Here is a 20232-nt window from a genome sequence, read left to right as displayed (position 1 = left end):
TTTATCAGAAGAGTTATATCAAATAGATGCTTCTTCTCTTTAGATAACGTAGCGTACTTATACCTACTAGGTATTCTTCGATATTTCTCGTCGACGTCGCAAGACCTTGACGACCGCTGCCGCAACCGCAACTGCCTTATGGGCCTCTAATTCAGCAATCGCACCAATAAGTAGGGAGAGCCTTCCCCCCCTTGAAAGCATCCGATGCTCGAGGGCTCGATATTCAACTGCTGCAAGCGCATTTAACCTTACACCGCGAATAGTACGCATACCTTTTCGTGTCGCCCCTTCGAAAATCCATCCTTTCGAAATCCGAATGTTTTCCGAGTAAATATCTAAGTGTGGATGCACCCATCTATAATGCGTTGGTTCATTGGGAAGCGCTGAGCCAGCCGTCACTTCGGAAACGAGTGTTGGGCATCTATGCACAAAGTTCTTTGCAGTTCTTTTAGCTCTCTGCTTTATTAATCCTGCCAATTTCAAGTCATTTCCATTCTTGTAGGTATTGCAAGGTCCACAAGACAAAGCTAAATTTTTAATTTCGAACGTAAACCTTCGATATCGAGACTTTTCGACGAAATGTTCGAGATGTGCCGCCATATCATCAATAATTTGACGCCTGCAATAGCAGCATCTTCCCACCTGCGCTGTCCACAGGTCTTTCTTCAAGGATTGCTTGAACTCCAATACGATATTTGCTCTGCTTTCCCATTGATATCTTAAGTAATTTGCAACACCGAATCCATCGGGGTATTGGGGAGTTGGATTGATTTTCTCAAATCCTATGTTCATTACGCATCCCCTTCATACAATAGAGCAGCAATAACTTCAGACAATGGGTCGTCTGGTCGTAGTGCATTCTTAATAGAGATGAGTTCATTTTCCATTTTTTTAAACTCTACACTCTCAAAATCGCCTCTCTCAACAAGAGATACCGCACGTTGCACTGTGTCAACAACTAGTCGATTACGGCTGGAGCCGACCCCAAACTGCGTAAGAAGAACCTCATCGCTAGAGGCTCCAAATGAAGCAGACTCTACAGTTGAATGTTGGTTGGTTAGGTCGACAATAGTCGTGCCTTCCAGCGCTGTTCCTACAATTAAAGGAGAATGAGTGCAGACTATCAAATGACCATATTTAAGGGCTTTGGCACTTATTTTAAAAACTGCTTCCATAAACTCTTGTTGCCATTGCGGATGAAGGCTGTTTTCAGGCTCATCAATCAGAACTATAGAGGATTCCTTCATACCAAATCCTAAGCCAAGTAGACTGCAGTACATGTGATATTCACCAGAACTGAGGTCAAACACTGAGAACTTTGCCCTCGAATTACGTGCCATTACTTTGACATCTGCAATACTTAGAAAATCAGATAGCAGTCCTAAGCGAACTGCTGAATTACTCACCAATTCACAGCGTGCCCCCTCTGAATTTAACAATACTCGAACTCTATTTTTCTTTGTTGTGACGAGCAGACCTAGGTCAGTGAAATCATCGTAGCTAAAGTTCTCAAGCAGCCAGTTGCACATCTCTTTCGATAAATTTGGATAGGGCTTGATTCGAGGGCGTTCACGCCCTCTTGCTATGTCTTGAATTTGCCCCAAAATATCACTGGATTGTTCTTTAGCATTTCCCCGTTTATTCTGAAGCTGATATTCAACCTCGGGGAGAATTCCCGCATATTTATGGGCATCCTCATAAAAATCCCAGTTAAATCTTTCAGCGTTATCTTCATCCAGTGCGAAGGCGAGCAACGTTTCCAACGGCTGTTTTTTACTTAATAAATTTGCACCAACTCGTTGCCCAAGATATGTGTAGTTTGGAACATCGAATGCAGTTCTGCTTCGAATGGGGAATCTGTCTGCGACTGCACCCGAAGTACAAATCACGTGAGTCGGTGGTGTGCTTCCATTTGAAAATTTTATTGCTCCCGCCTCACTTGGCAACGTCACAGCGGCAACTAGCTCTTTTAGCACGGTACTTTTGTGAGAGCCGTTCTGGCCTGTAATTACAGTAGTTTGATAACCACGGCCATGCTCTCCTTGCTCAGGCGCAATAAAACTCACGGTTCTTTCCTCACCGTTCCAACTTGTAAATGTCAGCGCCTGAACAAAAGCCATTTCATACCCTCAATCTATTATCTATTTATCGCACTAGAGGACTTGTGTACTTCCCTTGCGTAATTACTTTGAATGATTCAAGTCAGCTACAAATTTCACATATTTGTATATTTTTTTACTGCTTTCAATCGACCTAAACACCTTAGTTCGATGAAAAATCGAGTCTCCATTGGTCTGTAGATACTCAACACAGTAATCACTATTTATTTTGTTGTAAGCTCTGCAAAGGACTCACTGAAAAATATTCATGGGGAGTCCAACTTGTATCACCGTTGCCGTTCATAAAAATAGGTACAGACATCTCAGCGGGTGCCCATGAAGGAGTCACGACTGTAATGAATAAACTTCGTTCTTCTGAACGTTGATGCATTCGCTTGAATACATTATGTCCGTATTGAGCTTCTAAAAGAATATGTAGCGCTGCCACGGCATCTAGGGCATGTTCAAAATTTGCCTCTGCAATGTTATCGCCCCGATTATGCTTAACCGCATTATATGCACGGTACCAAGACAGACTCTTTGTTGGATTATTTTTATTCCATTCTGCGAAAGGTGCGAAGGTCTTAATTCCTGGATACTGAATCAGTTCAACCTTACGTAGATTCAATCGAAAAAGGTCAAAACAATGCACGTAGTCAGAAGTTGAGTAAACATCTTTTTTGGGATACCCATTTTCGCTTAGCGCCTTAAGAAGCAGAAACTCTACTTCAGTACAGGCAAGAATTAAGAGCTCACGGATTTTGTGTCCGTAGCTGCCAAAATTCTTCGAATCAGGTTCTATGACGTCGAATAAGTTATCCAACGATACTTGTATATTTCGGTATGCTCTTAGGTCAAGATGAAAGGCATCATTTACGTAGTTAAACTTAACATTGCCGCGATTAATTCGTGGGAAATAATACCCAGGCTTTTCTACTAATGACAGTTCAGTGACAATATGGTCGATGGTTTCACAATGTGGCTGCAAGAAAAAACTAATAGCGGATGCGGTGGGATTAATTATGTCGCCTTGGCTATAACCGTTTTCCACCTGCTGCACCCACTGCGACCACTCTAATCTTTCAGAGATTTCATAGATATGGCTTTCCAAATATAAATGGACAATATTTCCATCTTTTTGAAAGACACCATGCTGTCCGTGTCGATTCTTGAACGCAAAAGATTGAAGCATTAAACACTCTCCTTTTTTAGTCGTCTCTCTGCTTATGTTCGTCGCATCAACAAGCTTTCTTTAGCTTATTCGATGTCCGTTTTTGGCCGATAGCAACCTTCATGTCGGAAATCCAATGTTTGAGTGAATCACACACCGGCGGAGAGGGGAATCGCGCCTTCTTCATATACCGAAATGAAACCAACGGCTATTACTAAGGCTACAACGACCTGATTAGCTGGATTAAGAATGTCTTCCAAGACCAGCATCAGTGAGGCGATAGCTAGATAAACGTTCAACGTCGCACGCAACTAAATGCCTCAAGTTGTATCTCGAAGTTTTCCGATGACCCCCAACTGCTTCTGAATCTCTACCATCAACTCGGCTTCCGTTAATCCGTCAGCGAGCAGCAATCTCCGCCGTGAACTTGTTGGATGTTGCGATAGCTTCTTATAGCCGTTGGTCAAATGATGTCGCAAGGCATTCGCGGTATCTTCGGAAGTGGCATTCTGTTTGCGCCACCAAAGAATAAGTTTATATGGTTTCTCCTCGTTACCCGTAGGCCGAACGATGAAAAGAACTGGCCACTTCCCTTCCGCATTTGCGAAGCGCTCGTAACCTGGAGGACAAATTGCCAAGGAAATTCGGCGAGTTCGGACATTGAGTTCGGGTAGACCTTTCACGTTACGTAGCACATTAGCCCTGAACGCCACAATCCCGTAACTCTCCTTGAGAATTTCAGCCACGCCTTTGTTCTGCAACATGAACAACGAATACTCATCTTCTTTCGTCGGACTGTTGAACCACTCTAAGGCGGACCGCTTGCCGTAGGTATCGACCAAGTATTTAACTGCTGTGGGATGATGGTTATACAGCTCGACGGCCAGTTGAAGGGAATCTTCTTTGCGTTGGTCCTCCCAATCTGTCTGGCGACTACAGTAGCTCAAGACCAAATTTGCAGCGGCGTTACCACGCTCGACATGACGCCTTGCTCGTTCAGCCGATGCCTTCAACCAATCGTAACTAATGTGAAGCCAGCGATTATTCTGAGGTCGTCCTTTTGGCGATTCAGCATCTTCATCCGCCTCGAACTCCCTATCTAACGCAATGTAGGCACGGTCGTATTTTTCCAAGCCCTTGGTATTAAGAACCAACTTTTCGTACGACTTCCAATACTTACTCAGCTGCGTCTCAGTATGAGACCCGCGGGATTTATTTTCGATGATAAGTACAAACTTGTTCTGTGGGTCGATAACGAAAAGGTCCACTCGTTCGCGAACTTCTACTCCTAACTCACGCGCCGAAAATGCAGCCCCCAAACTGGTGGTCCGCAGCTTTGACGAGGACCATTCGCGGAAAAACTTTGCAGTCTCTCCTTTCTGCGCCAAAGCACAGTCCGCCTGACGAGCTATGGACGACGCATAGGTCAGTAAATCTCGCAATATCTCATCGCCTTGGCCGTGACCTTCCTTTGCATCGAACAACCAAGCCAAAATATCGGAGTGCTGATTTTCAATAAGGCGAATAACGTCAAAAACCTCATCGCTCGTTCGCTGAAATTCACAAAGTTTTCCCAGCCGGGAATCGGCCATAAATGCTTGCAACTCTTCTTTAAGATGCTTATTCATCCTCAACCTTCAATCAAATCGATGACCACGTACATTCAAGTAGTCAAAATTATTAGCGATACTCAGCCACACCAACCAACTCTTTGTTCTTATACTCAAATAGAAGTCACGTTGGTTTGTCATGAGTCAGCAAAGCGGTCGTAGTATGTTCCAGCGCGTCAGTACTCTTAGCGCCCCGGAAATCCAATTGATGGCGCCCACTCCCTACCTTGGCGGTCAATTCTGTACGATGTTTCACCAGCACTGATTCAAGCGTCATTTTCGCTTTAATGTTTGCAATTTCCTTGCCCAAGTCCAATGAGTACTTCTCGCACAGCGCGGTAAATCTATTGATTTCCCCCAGAATGTCCGCACGTCGTGCATCTTTTAATTTTGGCTCTCCTTGGATACAAAGAAAGTACATGCCAGGAGGCTAGACGAATGGCTGGCGGGCAGAGCTGCTCCATACGGCATTGCCCGTGATGGCTGAGTCTGAAACCGTATCTTGGCTTATTGCTCGGGTGGCTGAGCTCAGCCTCACCACCGACAGCAAAGCTAGCTTAGCTCTGTCAACGCAAGTATGACTTCCACATTCTCTACTACGGCCACCACCTTATTTTTGGCGTCGATGCACGAATCTTTCAGCCCGCTCCCTAGTACTGGCAACTTGCCCCCGAACAATCTCATATTTTTATCCTTTAAATTTTATAAATGTCTTTGTTCGTTAACTGCATTCATGAATATTGAGCCTCTATATCCGTAGGACTATTGATTAAGAAATACCGGGACCGTTAGCAAGAAATTCCCGTCAAAAATGGTTTAATGTGTTCGCTGTGTCGGTACATCACCTGAGTAGAAAAAAATCCTCCGCATTCCGATTTTTTAGCGCATCCGTTGCATTGCGGTAGATATTCGTTTTTCCAGTCAGAGATGGATTTGCGGTAGACACCCTCGACATCTTGATTGACCAGACACAGTTGATGGTTATAGACAGAGCAATGCATGCCATGGCTACGCAATACTTCGACTGCTTCCGACAAAGTATCGCGATACGCGTGTGGGTCAGCCCATAAAATATCCAGATTTGCTCTGGTATAACCAGTAATCTCAAGTCCCATCAAAGCCACATGGTCAACAAATAGCAAATTTCTAGCAATAAATTCACATGTCTGCACCAACCGTGGAAGTGTTTGCTGGTGCACGACTACGCGAATCTCAACACGAACGCCATGACGCTTAAGATTTAGAATGCCCTGAAGCGTTTCGTCAAAAGCGCCTTTCGATTGCACAATATAGTCGTGCCTTACAGGGTCATCTGAGTAAAGCGGGATGCCAAGTTGCATGTCTGGATGTGCGACTCGACCAAGCTTAGCCGCAAATGCTTCGTTCTTGAAGGAGCGGCCATTCGTCAGCACATCGAGAGCGGTTCCTGGCAAACTCAGCTTGGTAGTTTCCACGAGCTCTATGAACCGGTCACCGTAGATAGTTGGCTCACCACCAGTAAAGCCAATATTAGGTGTACCCACGGGCATCATTTGCACTAACTCGAGTGCTTCATCGATTAGCCAGGAGTCGTCTGCACTTTTTGGCGGCTGACTGCACATCAAGCAAAGATGATTGCAGCGCTCTGTCAGGAGGATAGAGTTGTTCGCCGCATTCTTTCGAAACAGTGCTGAAATACTCTGACCAGTAGGATTAAGGCGAAGGATATCTCCTTCTTCCAGATAATCGTAGTCTGCCGGAAGCAGAAACACATCTTTGACATCAGCAATCAGGGCCTCAATGCGGCTTAGCTCTTCATCTGCACTACATAAGATGAGTGCCGCGAATGGTTTTGAGGAAGATAGGCGTGCAACCGACTCAGCAGTCAATGCCTGAATATCGGAGCCTTTTATTAGTAGTGCAGTTTTACGGCGCAAAGGCGCTGGAAGGTTTTGATTGCGCGTCAGATTCACCAAGCAAGGCTGATGCATAGTTGTATTACGCGCCACTACTTTACCGCGGAGCTTCAGCATGTGTTTGCCCACCTTGTAAAAAGTCGCCGTACAAACGGGTCTTCATCCATGCGACGAATAAGTCCTCGGAAGATGTGCATATTCCGTTGGCAAAACTCACTATCAGGTTTGCGACCAACGAAGTCCTTCTGTTGCCCCCAATGAAATACTGGGTCGGAACCACACCATGGTTCAAAGGCACAGTCATGGCACATCGGTACCGAGTAGGCAAAGCTTTCGTCCAGCGCCTGTAAGAAAGTTTCATTAGTAAACAGTGTCTGGAAGCTGTCATCTACTGTGCCAAGCTGAAAGGTCATGTCCTTCATTTCCGCCAGCATCCGCGCTTCGTCACTGGCATAGACTGCGCCATCATAGTTATAGACCACCGCACCAAGTCCTATTCCTGCCGGCGACATAAGGTCAACATAACCAGGGTCACGACATGTCAGCATCTTAGTAAGAATGGTACTTGCGTAATACTCCCGGAAATCTACACCCTGCTTGTTCAACTCAATGATGTAGTCCAGTCCTTCATCGTAGAACTGGAGCCAACGCTCGGCGTCGTAAGCCCGGTAGAACTTTGTTTTAAGAGCAAATCCGTAAGGAGATAACGGCCTTAAGAAGATGCCGTTTAATTCCAATGCTAGGTACTCATCGATAATTTCTCGAACCTGCGGCAGACTCAATTGTGTAGTCGTCATCAACGCACTGACCGCGTTACGACCTAGTCTTTGTCGTACTTTCTCTATTCCTGAAAGTGTGCGCTCATAAGAGTCGCCTCCTGGACGAGGGCGATTCTTGTTGTGCAGTTCGCGCGGGCCATCCAGTGAAGTCGAGATGCCAATCTCGTGCAGAGCGCAGAAATCCAACATTTCGTCAGTAACGATAGCCAAGTTCGTGGCCGCAATGAAGGCCAAGTGTTTGGGCGAAACGAGCTTGTTATTAGCTTCTTTAGCCGCCAGCACCACGTACTTCATCAGTTCGAAATTCAAGAAGGATTCTCCCCCTTGAAATTCTATTTTTACTGCCGGATTAGGCGATTGCATCACAAGCGCAACTGCCTTATCTGCTTGTTCTCGACTCATGTCAAAAGAGGCTTTATCTTCGGACTGTCGGGATACCTGACAGTATGGACAAGCGTGTTCACATCGCAGGGTTAATACAAATATATGCAAACCCGTCCATTGCGCTAGTCGCTCGTGCCTTGTGCGAACCTTGATAGCCAGCAGGTCTGGAGCCATTTTTGAATGTTCATCGGATAGAAAGTGCCGTGAACGAAGTTCGGTGTAATCAGGACCGTCAACTCTCAGTTGACCTTTGATTAGCTGTTGCAGTGGCTCACGCTCAAGAAGCATGTATTCGCCGGCTAGATTAGTAGCGACATAGCGCTCGTCATCCAGAGCAGTGAAGCGAAAAGGAAGAAGTTCGTACTGCGCAGGTTTGTCTACAGGCTGTCGGTCAAAGAATGCAATTGGCTGAAATTTACTCATTACTTACCTCAAGCAGCCGGTGGTGCACCGTCAGGAGCGATGAGTCCTGTCTTGGAAAAGGCGTGAGCTAAGATGAGGTTTCGTACATCTTGTGTTTTCGCACTAATCTGTTCGCGCAATTGTTGGTCAAGGGCCTCATTCCGGATTAATTTCTTAAGGTGCTCAAGCCCAACTTCAGATTTAGACCCAAGAGTAGTCACAACCACCAAAATGGCAGACTTGTTGCCCTGCGTTTCGAGCCGCACCTCAAAAGACGCTACGTCCGTAAATCGATAACAGGCCTTTTGTACGGCAGAAAGCGAGAAGGCATTGGAATCAAATTCCAATGTAAGTGATTCAATCAAGAGAACTCCTGAAAATCAAAATACGTAACGGTATAGCGCACTAAGATTAATAGCAGGCGCGTAAAAGGAAACGCCCCGGGTTCTCCAGGGCGTTTACGTGGACATTAACCAGATTAGCGGCCAGAGCGATGACTGTAATGACTGCTATGAGAAGAATGCGATGAGTGCGAGCCGTGATAAGCGAGCATTTGACCCAATGCAGACGGTTTCATCATCAAGGAATGACGTTCCCCGTCTTTGACATAAAAACTTTCAATAGCATCGCCTACGGAAGGCGTCGGCATAAAAGAAGTTTTTTCTGATGCATTTTCTTGTGTGCTATGAGCTGTTGCTTGTGCTTGCCCACTCAGCGCTGCCGCCGCCGCCGCAACTGGAATTAAAAACTTAAATACTTTCATGCATCCCCCTGTGATGATGTTTTACTTATTTATTGGGACGAATATAAACGCTATATTTTTTAAAGCAAGAAATGTTAAAAAATAGAAACAAATAATTCACGTTAGCTCTGCTGAAACTGTATGGAACTCTTGGCCAACGCCACCAACAAAATGTGGCCGCGGGTGATATCAGTTAAAAATTAATTCCAGTCGTTCGCTTAGCTATAGTAACGAGCAATTAAGACTGGCCTTGCCACTTATCTTAAATAGGAATAATCTTTTTCTAGGCATTAGCCTAACGTAAGAAAAATAGTCTGTTTTACGCTTGCTAGCAACGCCAGCAAGCAGCTTTGCCATTTAGTGAGAGGGTACTAAATGGTGAAGAGATGAGTAAATGCACTTATTGCCACAACAGTTCGCTACCCCTGCTATGGGATATTGAGTATTGCCTAGCAGGCAAACACACAGTTCAGCGGCCGCTATTCCCCTTCCGTCACAGCAGTGACGTCGTCCTTCATCACTTCCAAGCACACCAGATAAAACGCAGCAGAAAATCGCTTGCGATTGACCTTACGGTTCAAGCGGTCTGGACTTTCGTAGATGCCCAAGTCCTCCAATCGGCCGGACAGTTCCTTGTAAGTGAGCTTGCACTCGTTCATACGACCAACCAGGCAATTCCTAGCATTGTTCTCCCATTCAGCCCAAACCACGGACTGCGGCAATTTAATTATCAATGTTTTATCTTTTTTATTCACCAGCACCCTTTTAAATATCATATCGGTCATATACGACCGAATCGTGATTCTAGCCTAAGTCGCTTTCCTATACCTCCACTCAGGCCAATTTTCTGGACGTATAGCTGATGTTAGAAAAATCTCAACTCGTGGAATTATTCGACCGCCTCGCCACACCGCGAGCCGGGCGGAAACTCATATCCAAAGCGCGTGTGCATGCACCTGTGCGCGACGTGCAATCGCGTGGCGGCAATGTCATCACGCTACTAGCAAGCAGAAAAATGGGCAGGGAGATTCGCACCGAAAGCCGGCATATTGAATTTGCTGCGGCAGTAGACAAAGAATATGACCCGGCCGTATTCGAGTACTACGCTCAACCTTGCGAACTGAAATTGGAGCTTACAGACCCTTCTACAGGTGAGATTCACAAAATCCATCATTTCCCTGATTATCTGGTCATTACGAAGGATGGCTTCGCGCTCGAGGAATGGAAAAGCACTCTCAAACTATCCCGGCTGGCAGAAAGACAACCCTATCGCTATGTAAAGGGAAGCGACGGTCGTTGGTCATCCCCGCAAATCGAACGGCAGCTTGCCAACATGGGGATTCGATACCGTATCTGCAGTGACGAAGACATCCCTCGCAAGCGCATCGAGAATTTGCTCCACCTGGCTGATTACTTTCACCCGGGGGCTGAACCGTGTTTGGAAAGCGAACTTGCTCGCTTACACGCCGCTCTGCAGCAACATGGGGCTCTTCACATTCATGATTTATGTGCAAAACCCTTCGACTTTTCTGCTGACGCGCTGTTTAAAGCCATCGCCGATGGCCAGGTTGTGGCTGACCTTGACCGTGAAACCTTAACCAGTCCACGGCGCTCTCGACTCTATCGCGATTCGACCCTGCGTGATTTCATGGCTAGTGAAGTCCGCGCAGGGGTAGTTCCGGGGCAAGATAAATTCGTCCTGGAGATTGCAGTTGGCTCTGTATTTCATTACGAATCACAGGAACTCACCATTTCCATGCTTGGCGCACAAGAGGTAGTGTGTTCTAGGAAAGATGGGCCCCCAATCAATCTCACGCGAGATTGGCTCACAGACGCACTTCTACAGGAGCGCATTACTCCGGTCAATTCGCAACATTCCACCACTCTGGATTTAACGCGCCATTCACAGGCGAGCCTTGAGGTTGCTTTGCGGCGTCAGGCAATTTTGCAATCCGCTTCAAGTCAACAAGCGCAGGTAAGCGACAGAACCCAACGTCGATGGCTAGCTAAACAAAACGCTGCTCTGGCTAATGGAGGGAATGAGGTCATTGCCTTAGTCCCGAATCTTGAAGCACGCGGTAATCGCTGTGCTCGTTTGAGCGACTCACAGGAAGACGCTTTACGAAAAATCATCGACGGAAAATGGCGTAGTCACGAAGCTAAAAACTATAAATCATGTTTCCGCGAACTCAGAGTTTATTGCGAGATGGCGGGCATCAGCACGCCCTCTTACCCAACGCTGATAGCTCGCATAAAAGCAGAGGAAACAAACCATGACGTACGTATACGTCACGGCAAACGGATGGCTTATCAACTCAACGAGTTCGTAGATGTTCTCTACGTTGATACACCTGTCCACGGAAGCCGTCCGTTCCAGTATGTCCATATCGACCATACGCAACTTGATATCGAGCTCATTTCCAGTCGCAATGGCAAACCAATGGGGAGGCCATGGCTATCGCTCGCGATTGATGCTTGGTCGCGCCGCATTGTCGCGTTCTATCTCACCTACGACCCGCCCTCGTACCACTCCGTCATGATGGTTGTACGCGATATGGTGCAGCGATTTCATCGCCTACCTGAGTTCATCGTGGTGGATAACGGCAAAGACTTCCAATCAACTGCATTCGAAGCATTCTTGCAGGTCATGGGCGTGCATTTGCGCTTTCGTCCCGCTGGCCGACCAAGACATGGCGCAGTGCTTGAACGTCTCTTCGGTCGCGCGCATACCGAATACATACACAATCTGGCAGGAAATACCAAAGCGACCAAAAACGTGCGTATGACCACGGGTAAACACATGCCCGTTAATTTCGCAGAGTGGACGTTAGAAGCCATGTATTACGGCATTGAACATTGGGCCACCGAATACTACGAACAAGAGCGCCACCCGGCACTTGACGAGACTCCACGAGAAGCATTTTTACGAGGCCAGCGTGAAAGTGGCGTTCGTAGCCACAAGCATATTTTATGCAATCAAGATTTCTTGATTGCGACTTGCCCACCAGTCGACCGTGAAGGAGTACGGCTAGTGAACAGGCAACGCGGAGTGAAGGTAAATGACATGTTGTACTGGTGTCCCGAGTTTCGTGATGCACGCGTTGCTGCTCAAAGACTCCCGGTTCGTTACGACCCTTGGGATGCCTCTTCTGTCTACGTCAGATTAAAAGACCGCTGGGTGCACGCAATCTGTCGTAATTTAATTGGGTTAGGTCAGCTAACAGACATGGAGCGACGTGCTCTAGCCACCGAATACACAAATAAAAATGGCATCTCGGCCAACGATGAACGTTCGTCGCAAAGACTGCGCGAGTTTATGCAGGTCTTTACACCGGAAGGTGCCATGCAAGACGCGTTCGAGCGTCAACAAGAGAACAAAGCTCTCTACAACACGCTGCAGCTAGGGGCTATTACGCCAGTTGCATCGTTAAGCAAAATTAGTCTCACCGAGGAAATATCAGAGGCCGCGCCACTTGCGGACACGAGGTCATCGATTGACCAATTTTCACAGACGCAACCTGAGACGCCGGCGTCTGGCCCACTTCCAGATTTTGATACTTTTTAGGACCTATTCATGAGCAACTCAAACAACATTACCCCGTCGACTTCGTCGTTATCTTCTTTACCAAATTCGCCGGAGAAGCTACATGGCTTGTGTATTAAACATACGCGCATTAAGCAAATTATGGCGGAATTAGAAACCCTTATTTACCCAGAAAGCCAAGATAGTATTTTGCTCGTTTGTGGCCCCTCAGGCGTCGGCAAAAGCACTCTTGCACGGCAAATGGTCAAGCAAACACTGACAAACACATCGGCGCAGATGGATAGTGATGCGGGATTAATACCCGCTGTCTACGTTGAAGCACCATCATCCGGGGAAAATGACTTCTCTTGGCGCCTTTTCTATCAACGCATTCTGTATCAGTTAGAAGGTGAACTCAGCATGCCTAAGAGTGACTATGGCATAGATGCCAGTACTGGCCGCATGGTGCGCCCGCGGGGTGCCTCCGGCAATAGCTTGGCTGCATTGCGGACCGCCGTCGAACGCGGATTGCGAGCGAGAGGAACGCGCTTTCTAGTCATTGATGAAGCAGCGCATATTATTCGCCAGACTCGCCGTAACCGCCTTGAAATACAGTTAGATACATTGAAGTCCTTGGCCAATGAATGTGGCACACAGATGATTCTGGTTGGTTCATATGACCTCTATCAACTGGTGTCACTTTCAGGACAGCTTGCCAGACGTACGCACGTACTGCACTTCGAACGGTATCGCCAAGACAACAATGAGGACCTGCGTGCTTTTCAAGCATGTGTCAAAAAATTCCAAGATGCACTGCCTGATTTATGGGGTCAGCAATTGGAACAACATACTCCAGCTCTTCTTGAAAACACATTAGGGTGCGTCGGGACGTTGAGTGCAGTACTCACGCGCGCGGCAATGCTAGCCCAACAAGATAAACGATGGACTGTCGATGCCTTGCGTCGTGCTCTTCTTACAGAAGCTCAGCGCAAACAAATTCTCGAAGAAATTATCGATGGTGAATCTGCTATCAACCCAGGACTGACGAGAACGATGCCGCGTCCCCAGAACAGACCGGTTGGTCGTCAAGCTAGGAGCGTCGCATGAATCGCCCACTCATCAACCCACGCTCAACCTTGCATGCACTGACCCCGTACGGTGTGGGCACATCGGATGTCGAAAGTCTGTTGAGTTACTTTTGTCGATTAGCGGTATCGCACAGTGTCTCGACATTGATACTGTCACGAACGATAGCGCAACATTTTGGACATACGGTTGCCGCCAATTTTGATTGGCATGAGAGGCAAATAGCAGGAATCCGGGAATCTGCTCTCACTTGGTCGGCAGCGTTGTCAGCACTAACGTCCGTGCAAAATTTGGACAATTTGACCTTCCTGCCATGGCGTGAAGTCATCTCTCAGAACGGCCTGTCCATCTTCAAACGTGGACAGTTTTGCAGTCATTGCTTTGCTGAGGATGTCGCTTGCGGTCGCCACCCATATTTCCGATTAGCATGGGAGTCGACAGAAGTTACTTGTTGTCCCGTACATCGCCAACTTTTGAGCTGCCATTGCCCGAGCTGTGGAAAAAATAATATCCGCCATGCTGCAGCTGCTGTAGTACCAGGATGGTGTACGAGCTGCGGGGGATTTTTAGGAGATAAAGCGAAATCTGAAAATTCAGAAGCAATAGAGCCTGGCTCACTATGGAAGGCACGCCAAATAGGCGAGTTGTTGGCATCGCATGCTGACTTGGTAGTTCGGCCAAATCGAAATCAATCTATCGGCGCAATTACGCGAATTGTCGGTGAGGTGCATGGTGGGCAGAGTGCACCATTTACACGACGTATTGGCATTGCAAAAAGCACTGTTCACCACTGGCTCAAAGAGAGTGGCACCCCTAGCCTAGGAATTAGTTTAAAAATAGCCGCGCATTATGGCGTAAGCCTAAAGAATTTGCTCACAGGTGAGCTCTCACAATGGCAGCCACCCACACTGCGTGAACAGTTGGCATTTGAACTTGCTCAAGCAAACCCAAAGCCACGTGATGCACCACGTACGATTGACTGGGCCAGTATGGAAGAAAAACTTGCAGCATTCTTGTTACTGCCAACACCAATCAGCGTGCTGGAGGCTGCGCGACGGTTGGACGTGGAGGCGAGACAGCTGTACTTACGCGCAAACAAAACTACGCGCCAAGTGGGCGAGCGTTGGAAAGACTACTTAAAAAGAAAGCAGGAAGCGAAAGTGGTTGAGGTGTGGCCCTATCTTGAACAGGCTTGTCTTGATATCTGGGCAGAAGGAAAAACCGTTACTCGACGAGAAATCGTGAAACGGGTACCTGAAGAAGTTTTATCTCCAGTGCCTAATCTGTTGAATGTTCTGAAGGAGGTTCAAGAACATCTCCAACAATCAGAGCCCATCACGAAGAGCGAATTAATAGTCTAACTATTCTCTACGCGAACATAACCGACCCAATCCTTGTGGTCGGTTTTTTTACGCTTACAGCTTTTGATTGAGCAAAATGTCGCGCGCAGGTAGCACGTTTTTTGAATAAAGCAAAATGTGGCCTATCGTGGAATTAAGCATAAGCTGTCCACTTGGCCACTTTATGCTTAACGGCACATTTCCGCGCCAGCCTTAGCTTTGAAGGCAATTGGCGGAAGCGGTGAGATTCGAACTCACGAACGGGATAAACCGTCGCCAGTTTTCAAGACTGGTGCCTTCAACCACTCGGCCACACTTCCATTTCGGATATTGACGAATGAACACCATTTATCCGATTTACTAGCTGATTGCACGAGCGTGCAATCTATCGGCGATGGAGCCCATCAACTTCCAAGAGGTCGCATTATACCTAACTCAGACTAAATTGCCGAATACCTGACAATAAATTCTTAGTCGATTAAAAATAATTGCTGCAAATCATTCAAGAAGCGCTGACCCAGCACGGTCGGCTTGATCGTTTTATGGTCGCGGTATAACAAACCCTTGGCTTCTGCTTCATTCAGCGCCTGCTCGACAGCATTCAATGGCATGCCTGTGCGCTCAGCAAACCGATTGACGTCTACACCATCAACCAAACGCATCGCGTTGAGCATGAACTCAAACCCCATCTCATTGCGCGTGATTTCATTCTCTTCCTGAATCGGATTGCCTAATCTCATGTGCTCCATATAACTCTTAGGCTGTTTGTAGCGCGCCTGTCGAATCACACGATGCGGAAAAGATAATTTGGTGTGCGCGCCGGCACCTATGCCGAGGTAATCACCAAACTCCCAGTAATTAAGATTGTGGCGCGCCTGTCGCTTTGGCTGAGCGTAGGCAGATACTTCGTAATGCTGATAACCGGCGGCACCAGTTTCCTGTTCTATCATATCCTGCATATCAGCACTGGCATCGTCGTCCGGCACGACAGGCGGATATTTCGCGAAGACAGTGTTCGGTTCCATCGTCAGGTGATACAGTGACAAATGTGGCGGTGCGTAGGCAATTGCCGTCTGCACATCCTGTCGTGCTTCTTCCAGCGTTTGCGATGGCAGCGCGTACATCAAATCGAGATTGAAGTTATCAAAGTTGCTGGCGGCGATATCTACTGCGCGCTGTGCTTCGTCACCGTTATGTATACGCCCCAACGCATCCAGATGACGGGAATTGAAACTCTGTATGCCTATCGACAGGCGATTAATACCACTCGCACGATAAGACTTGAATTTCTCTGCTTCGAAAGTACCCGGGTTGGCTTCCATCGTAATCTCGACTGCGCCATCCAGCGGCAGCAAGGTACGAATGTCGGACAGCAAACGATCCAAGCCTGCAGCAGACAGCAGACTGGGCGTACCGCCACCGATAAAGATCGTATAAATCTTGCGGCCCCAGATCAGCGGCAAAGCCATTTCCAGGTCGGCACGCAAGGCAGACAAGTATTCCTCTTCCGGGAAACCACCCGTCGCTTCATGTGAGTTGAAATCACAGTAAGGACACTTCTTCACGCACCATGGGAAATGCACATACAGCGACAGCGGCGGCAATGCGGTCAGACTCAATGCTCCCGGCTTCAGATAAGCCGTGGCGACACGCGCCGGATCTGAATGATTGAGTGCAGCAGCGATGTCATTGCTGATCGGTTTAATCGGGATCATCGCAATTTTTCTATCAGCGCACGCAAGGCCTGGCCGCGATGCGACAGACGGTTCTTCTCTTCGGCAGTCAGTTCAGCCGCGGTTTTGCCTTGTTCCGGCAACCAGAAGTAAGGGTCGTAGCCAAATCCACCCTGCCCACGCGGCTCTGCCAGCATTTCACCGTTCCAGCGACCTTCGGCAATTACCGGCTGCGGATCATCGGCATGACGTACGAAGACCAGCACGCAATAGTAGTAAGCGGATTTATCCGCATGCGCCGCCAAGTCGGCGATCAGTTTTTCATTATTGCGTTGATCGGACTTCGGTTCACCAGCATAACGTGCCGAGTACACACCGGGTGCACCGCCCAAGGCGTTGACGCATACACCTGAATCGTCGGCCAGTGCCGGCTTGCCAGTCAGGCGTGCAGCGTGGCGCGCTTTGGCGATCGCGTTTTCAAAAAAGGTAACGTGCGGCTCTTCCGCTTCAGGTACGTTGAATTCGCCCTGTGCATGTACATCGAAATTGATGGACGACAGCAAGGCACTGAATTCTTTCAATTTACCGGCATTGTTGGAGGCGAGGATAAGGGTACGCGACATGATGATCCGAAAATAAAAACGATAAAAAACCCGGCCTCAAAAACAGCCGGGTTATTCGATGTAATGCACAGCAGCCAGGCTGCATGGACATTTACATTAAAGCAACGACGTTCAGAGCAGGCTCTATTTTACGCAGCTATTGCCAAAGCCTGTTTTTGCATCACGATCAGATCGCTGATGCCGTCTTGCGCCAAGTCCAACAGTTTATCCATGGTAGCGCGGTCAAAAGCAGCACCTTCAGCGGTGCCCTGCACTTCAATGAAGTGACCAGCATCGGTCATGACGATATTCATATCGGTATCGCAATCGGAGTCTTCGTCGTAATCGAGATCCAGCACCGGCTGGCCTTTATACACGCCGACCGAGATCGCAGCGACAAAATGCTTGAGCGGGATCGCAGGAATAACGTTTTGCGCCACCAGCTTGCTGAAAGCATCATAGGCGGCAACCATGGTGCCAGTAATCGCTGCGGTACGTGTGCCACCGTCAGCCTGGATAACGTCGCAATCCAAGTGCAGGGTACGCTCACCGAAAGCCTGCAAGTCAAAAGCGGCGCGCAGCGAGCGACCGATCAGGCGTTGGATTTCTTGCGTACGGCCGGATTGCTTGCCGCGTGCGGCTTCACGATCCATGCGTGTGTGTGTCGAGCGCGGCAGCATGCCGTATTCAGCTGTCAACCAGCCCTGGCCTTTGCCCTTGAGGAAGCCGGGTACGCGATCTTCGATACTGGCGGTGCAGATGACTTTGGTATCGCCGCACTCGATCAGGACAGAACCTTCGGCATGCTTGGTGTAGTTACGGGTCAGTTTGATGGCGCGCAAGGCGTCAGCGGCGCGTCCGCTGGGACGATTTTCATACGACATGTGGCTTTAATTCCTGGAAGTGATACGTGATGATTTATCGATAGCGTTGCGGATTTCCTCAATCGCTTTTTCGATTTCTGAATCGTTATAGGTGTCTGCATTTTCCAGATCCTGGTGCCGTGGCGCCTGGATCGTGGTGGTGACACTGCCTATAGGCAAAGTATGTGTGGTGATGGTGCTATTGCCCTGCAGATTTTCGCTGCTCTCCCACATCATTGCCAAAGCGGTGACATTATCGCCTGTTTTACCGGCAATACCAGTAGCAGTCGTCAGCAATTCCGGTACCGCACGCACGATAGTATTGTTATGCAGACGTTCCGCCAGCTCATGATCCGGCAGTACCGACCACAAGCCGTCTGAACACAGCAGCATGATATCGCCCGCTTGCAGGCTGGCGCGCCGAGAGATTTCCACAATCGGCATATTCGGTGCACCAAGGCAGTTAAATAGCTTATTGCGATCCGGATGCGTATCGCGCTCCGATGGATCGACCTTGCCTTGAGCAATCAAAGTTTCGATGCGAGAGTGATCGCGTGTACGCGCCAGAATCTGACCGCTACGCATCCAGTACAAACGCGAATCGCCACAGTGTGCCCACATCGCACTATTGTGCTGAATCAAACAAGCGACGATGGTAGTGCGTGGCGTTTCTGGCAAGTTGTTAATGGCGCGATAACGATGTATCTCGCGGTGTGCAGCGAAGAAACTGTCTTCGAGAAAACGCTCTGGTTTTTTCACATACGGCGTGGCGTTTTCCTGGAACAAAGAAGCAATGGTTTGCATCGCGATCTGCGCTGCCATCTCACCCATGATGTGCCCGCCCATGCCATCGGCTACCAGCAGCAGCAAGGCATCCCGCGTGAAGCTGTAGCCCATGCGGTCCTGGTTGTTCTTGCGACCACCAATATGGCTTTCTTGATAGACAGAGAATCGCATGGCTTCTTAGATAAAAATGGTAGGAGTGAGCTTAGCGCGTGTGCTCTTGTATCGTTGTCGATGCGTGCGCCGACTTTTTGCTCATATTGCCGAATATGCTTTTGAGTTTGCGCGCGACTTGCTGCAATTTGGCATCGCCCTGCTTATCCTGTATCGGCTCACGCAAAGCTTTTTGCAAGGCAAATACACTTTGCGGGCGCTCCAGTGGATCGATCATCAAACTCCAACGTATCACTTTGATCAAGTCAGAAGAATAAACGCCTTCAAGCTTGTTGAAGTGACCATCCATCTTGTCGTTGAGCTTGCGTTGATCAGCCGGTTGCGGTGGCGCACCGACCATACAAGCAAACATGGATGCGCCTATGCTGTAGATATCGGTCCACGGACCAAGACTACCGTTCTTGACGTACAGTTCAGGCGCAGCAAAACCCGGCGTGTACATCGGATACAGTTTAGGCAAATCCGATTGCAGTGTTTGTCGCGCAGCGCCGAAGTCCAGCAAGATAGGTGTGCCATCCACGCGCAAATAAATATTTGCCGGCTTCAAATCCAGATGCAGCAATTTATTCGTGTGGACTTCGCGCAAGCCGTTCATCACATGGCTGAACATCTTGCGGATAAAGCGTTCGGATACCAGTGGCTTCTCGCCCTTGTCACGGCGGCGCAGGATGTGATCCTGCAGTGAACGGCCAGACTCGTAGCCCATCACCATGTAAACAGTTTCATTGGCGCGGAAGAAGTTGGTCACGCTCACCACATTTGGATGTGCGATACGCGCCAATGCGCGTCCTTCTTCAAAGAAGCATTTCAAACCGATGCGGAAGACTGGCAGATTTTCCGGGGAAATAGCCGGTACCAATTCACCTGGTTGGCGCAATGCCAGTGAGCTGGGAAGGTATTCCTTGATAGCGACAGCATTGCCATCTTCGTCATAGGCCAGATAGACAATACTGAACCCGCCAGACGCAATCTTCTTTACAATGCGATATCCAGCGATTTCCAAGCCATCCGGCAACGGAGCATTGTTTTGCGCAGCCATGTCGTCCTATAAATAATGTCAAGAAACTTGGGGAATACAGCACGGCAAAAAGTGACGCGGCATATTG

The 20232-nt window shown here is 48.3% G+C and carries 19 protein-coding genes and 1 tRNA gene; 3 read left to right on the top strand and 17 right to left on the bottom strand.

Annotated elements, in window-relative coordinates:
- Positions 1 to 66: 66 nt before the first annotated feature.
- The 11 genes from AC07N2_RS11860 to AC07N2_RS11810 all read right to left on the bottom strand — a co-directional run bounded on the left by AC07N2_RS11860 (position 67) and on the right by AC07N2_RS11810 (position 9867).
- Positions 67 to 792, bottom strand: a complete 726-nt coding sequence (locus AC07N2_RS11860) for an HNH endonuclease (protein ID WP_494778449.1) — start codon at positions 790 to 792, stop codon at positions 67 to 69.
- On the bottom strand, positions 792 to 2120 hold the full coding sequence (locus tag AC07N2_RS11855) for an AAA family ATPase (protein WP_494778448.1): 1329 nt from the start codon (positions 2118 to 2120) through the stop codon (positions 792 to 794). The genes AC07N2_RS11860 and AC07N2_RS11855 overlap by 1 nt, the downstream gene beginning before the upstream one ends.
- A gap of 199 nt (positions 2121 to 2319) precedes the next feature.
- A complete protein-coding gene (locus tag AC07N2_RS11850) occupies positions 2320 to 3291 on the bottom strand; it encodes a hypothetical protein (RefSeq protein ID WP_494778447.1) in 972 nt (323 codons plus the stop codon).
- A gap of 128 nt (positions 3292 to 3419) precedes the next feature.
- Positions 3420 to 3569, bottom strand: a complete 150-nt coding sequence (locus AC07N2_RS11845; protein ID WP_494778446.1) for a hypothetical protein — start codon at positions 3567 to 3569, stop codon at positions 3420 to 3422.
- A gap of 21 nt (positions 3570 to 3590) precedes the next feature.
- Positions 3591 to 4898 (bottom strand): PDDEXK-like family protein, encoded by a 1308-nt coding sequence (locus tag AC07N2_RS11840; RefSeq protein ID WP_494778445.1) that lies wholly within the window; start codon positions 4896 to 4898, stop codon positions 3591 to 3593.
- 106 nt (positions 4899 to 5004) lie between these two features.
- A complete protein-coding gene (locus AC07N2_RS11835) occupies positions 5005 to 5301 on the bottom strand; it encodes a hypothetical protein (protein ID WP_494778444.1) in 297 nt (98 codons plus the stop codon).
- 367 nt (positions 5302 to 5668) lie between these two features.
- Entirely contained in the window at positions 5669 to 6892 is a 1224-nt protein-coding gene (gene hxsC / locus AC07N2_RS11830; protein WP_494778443.1) for a His-Xaa-Ser system radical SAM maturase HxsC, read from the bottom strand.
- A complete protein-coding gene (hxsB, locus tag AC07N2_RS11825) occupies positions 6886 to 8361 on the bottom strand; it encodes a His-Xaa-Ser system radical SAM maturase HxsB (protein WP_494778442.1) in 1476 nt (491 codons plus the stop codon). The genes hxsC and hxsB overlap by 7 nt, the downstream gene beginning before the upstream one ends.
- Before the next feature lie 8 nt (positions 8362 to 8369).
- Positions 8370 to 8705, bottom strand: a complete 336-nt coding sequence (gene hxsD / locus AC07N2_RS11820; RefSeq protein ID WP_494778441.1) for a His-Xaa-Ser system protein HxsD — start codon at positions 8703 to 8705, stop codon at positions 8370 to 8372.
- Between the two features lie 113 nt (positions 8706 to 8818).
- Positions 8819 to 9103, bottom strand: coding sequence for a His-Xaa-Ser repeat protein HxsA2 (gene hxsA2 / locus AC07N2_RS11815; protein WP_494778440.1), 285 nt, complete (start codon positions 9101 to 9103; stop codon positions 8819 to 8821).
- Between the two features lie 458 nt (positions 9104 to 9561).
- Entirely contained in the window at positions 9562 to 9867 is a 306-nt protein-coding gene (locus tag AC07N2_RS11810) for a DUF6471 domain-containing protein (protein ID WP_494778439.1), read from the bottom strand.
- 77 nt (positions 9868 to 9944) lie between these two features.
- Between AC07N2_RS11810 and AC07N2_RS11805 the strand changes: the two genes are divergently transcribed.
- Genes AC07N2_RS11805 through AC07N2_RS11795 form a run of 3 tightly spaced genes read left to right on the top strand, consistent with a single transcriptional unit; the run spans position 9945 to position 15052 of the window.
- Positions 9945 to 12647: a TnsB C-terminal domain-containing protein gene (locus AC07N2_RS11805; RefSeq protein WP_494778438.1), complete on the top strand. Its 2703-nt coding sequence runs from the start codon at positions 9945 to 9947 to the stop codon at positions 12645 to 12647.
- Positions 12648 to 12656: 9 nt separating this feature from the next.
- Positions 12657 to 13712, top strand: coding sequence for a TniB family NTP-binding protein (locus AC07N2_RS11800; protein WP_494778437.1), 1056 nt, complete (start codon positions 12657 to 12659; stop codon positions 13710 to 13712).
- Complete coding sequence (locus tag AC07N2_RS11795; protein WP_494778436.1) at positions 13709 to 15052, top strand: TniQ family protein; 1344 nt, start codon at positions 13709 to 13711, stop codon at positions 15050 to 15052. Before AC07N2_RS11800 ends, AC07N2_RS11795 begins: the two co-directional genes overlap by 4 nt.
- Before the next feature lie 209 nt (positions 15053 to 15261).
- Here the strand turns inward: AC07N2_RS11795 and AC07N2_RS11790 are convergent.
- From AC07N2_RS11790 to AC07N2_RS11765, 6 genes are all read right to left on the bottom strand, one after another.
- Positions 15262 to 15351: transfer RNA gene (locus AC07N2_RS11790), tRNA-Ser, on the bottom strand.
- Between the two features lie 150 nt (positions 15352 to 15501).
- On the bottom strand, positions 15502 to 16746 hold the full coding sequence (hemW, locus tag AC07N2_RS11785; RefSeq protein ID WP_494778435.1) for a radical SAM family heme chaperone HemW: 1245 nt from the start codon (positions 16744 to 16746) through the stop codon (positions 15502 to 15504).
- Complete coding sequence (gene rdgB / locus AC07N2_RS11780; RefSeq protein ID WP_494778434.1) at positions 16743 to 17327, bottom strand: RdgB/HAM1 family non-canonical purine NTP pyrophosphatase; 585 nt, start codon at positions 17325 to 17327, stop codon at positions 16743 to 16745. Before rdgB ends, hemW begins: the two co-directional genes overlap by 4 nt.
- 128 nt (positions 17328 to 17455) lie before the next feature.
- On the bottom strand, positions 17456 to 18190 hold the full coding sequence (gene rph, locus AC07N2_RS11775; protein ID WP_076591721.1) for a ribonuclease PH: 735 nt from the start codon (positions 18188 to 18190) through the stop codon (positions 17456 to 17458).
- 6 nt (positions 18191 to 18196) lie between these two features.
- Entirely contained in the window at positions 18197 to 19126 is a 930-nt protein-coding gene (locus tag AC07N2_RS11770) for a PP2C family protein-serine/threonine phosphatase (protein ID WP_494778433.1), read from the bottom strand.
- A 31-nt stretch (positions 19127 to 19157) separates the two neighbouring features.
- Entirely contained in the window at positions 19158 to 20165 is a 1008-nt protein-coding gene (locus AC07N2_RS11765; protein ID WP_494778432.1) for a serine/threonine protein kinase, read from the bottom strand.
- Between the last annotated feature and the right edge of the window lie 67 nt (positions 20166 to 20232).

The organism is Herminiimonas sp. GW821-FHT09C12 (genome assembly GCF_059416385.1).
This window is presented reverse-complemented; position numbering and strand designations above follow the sequence as displayed.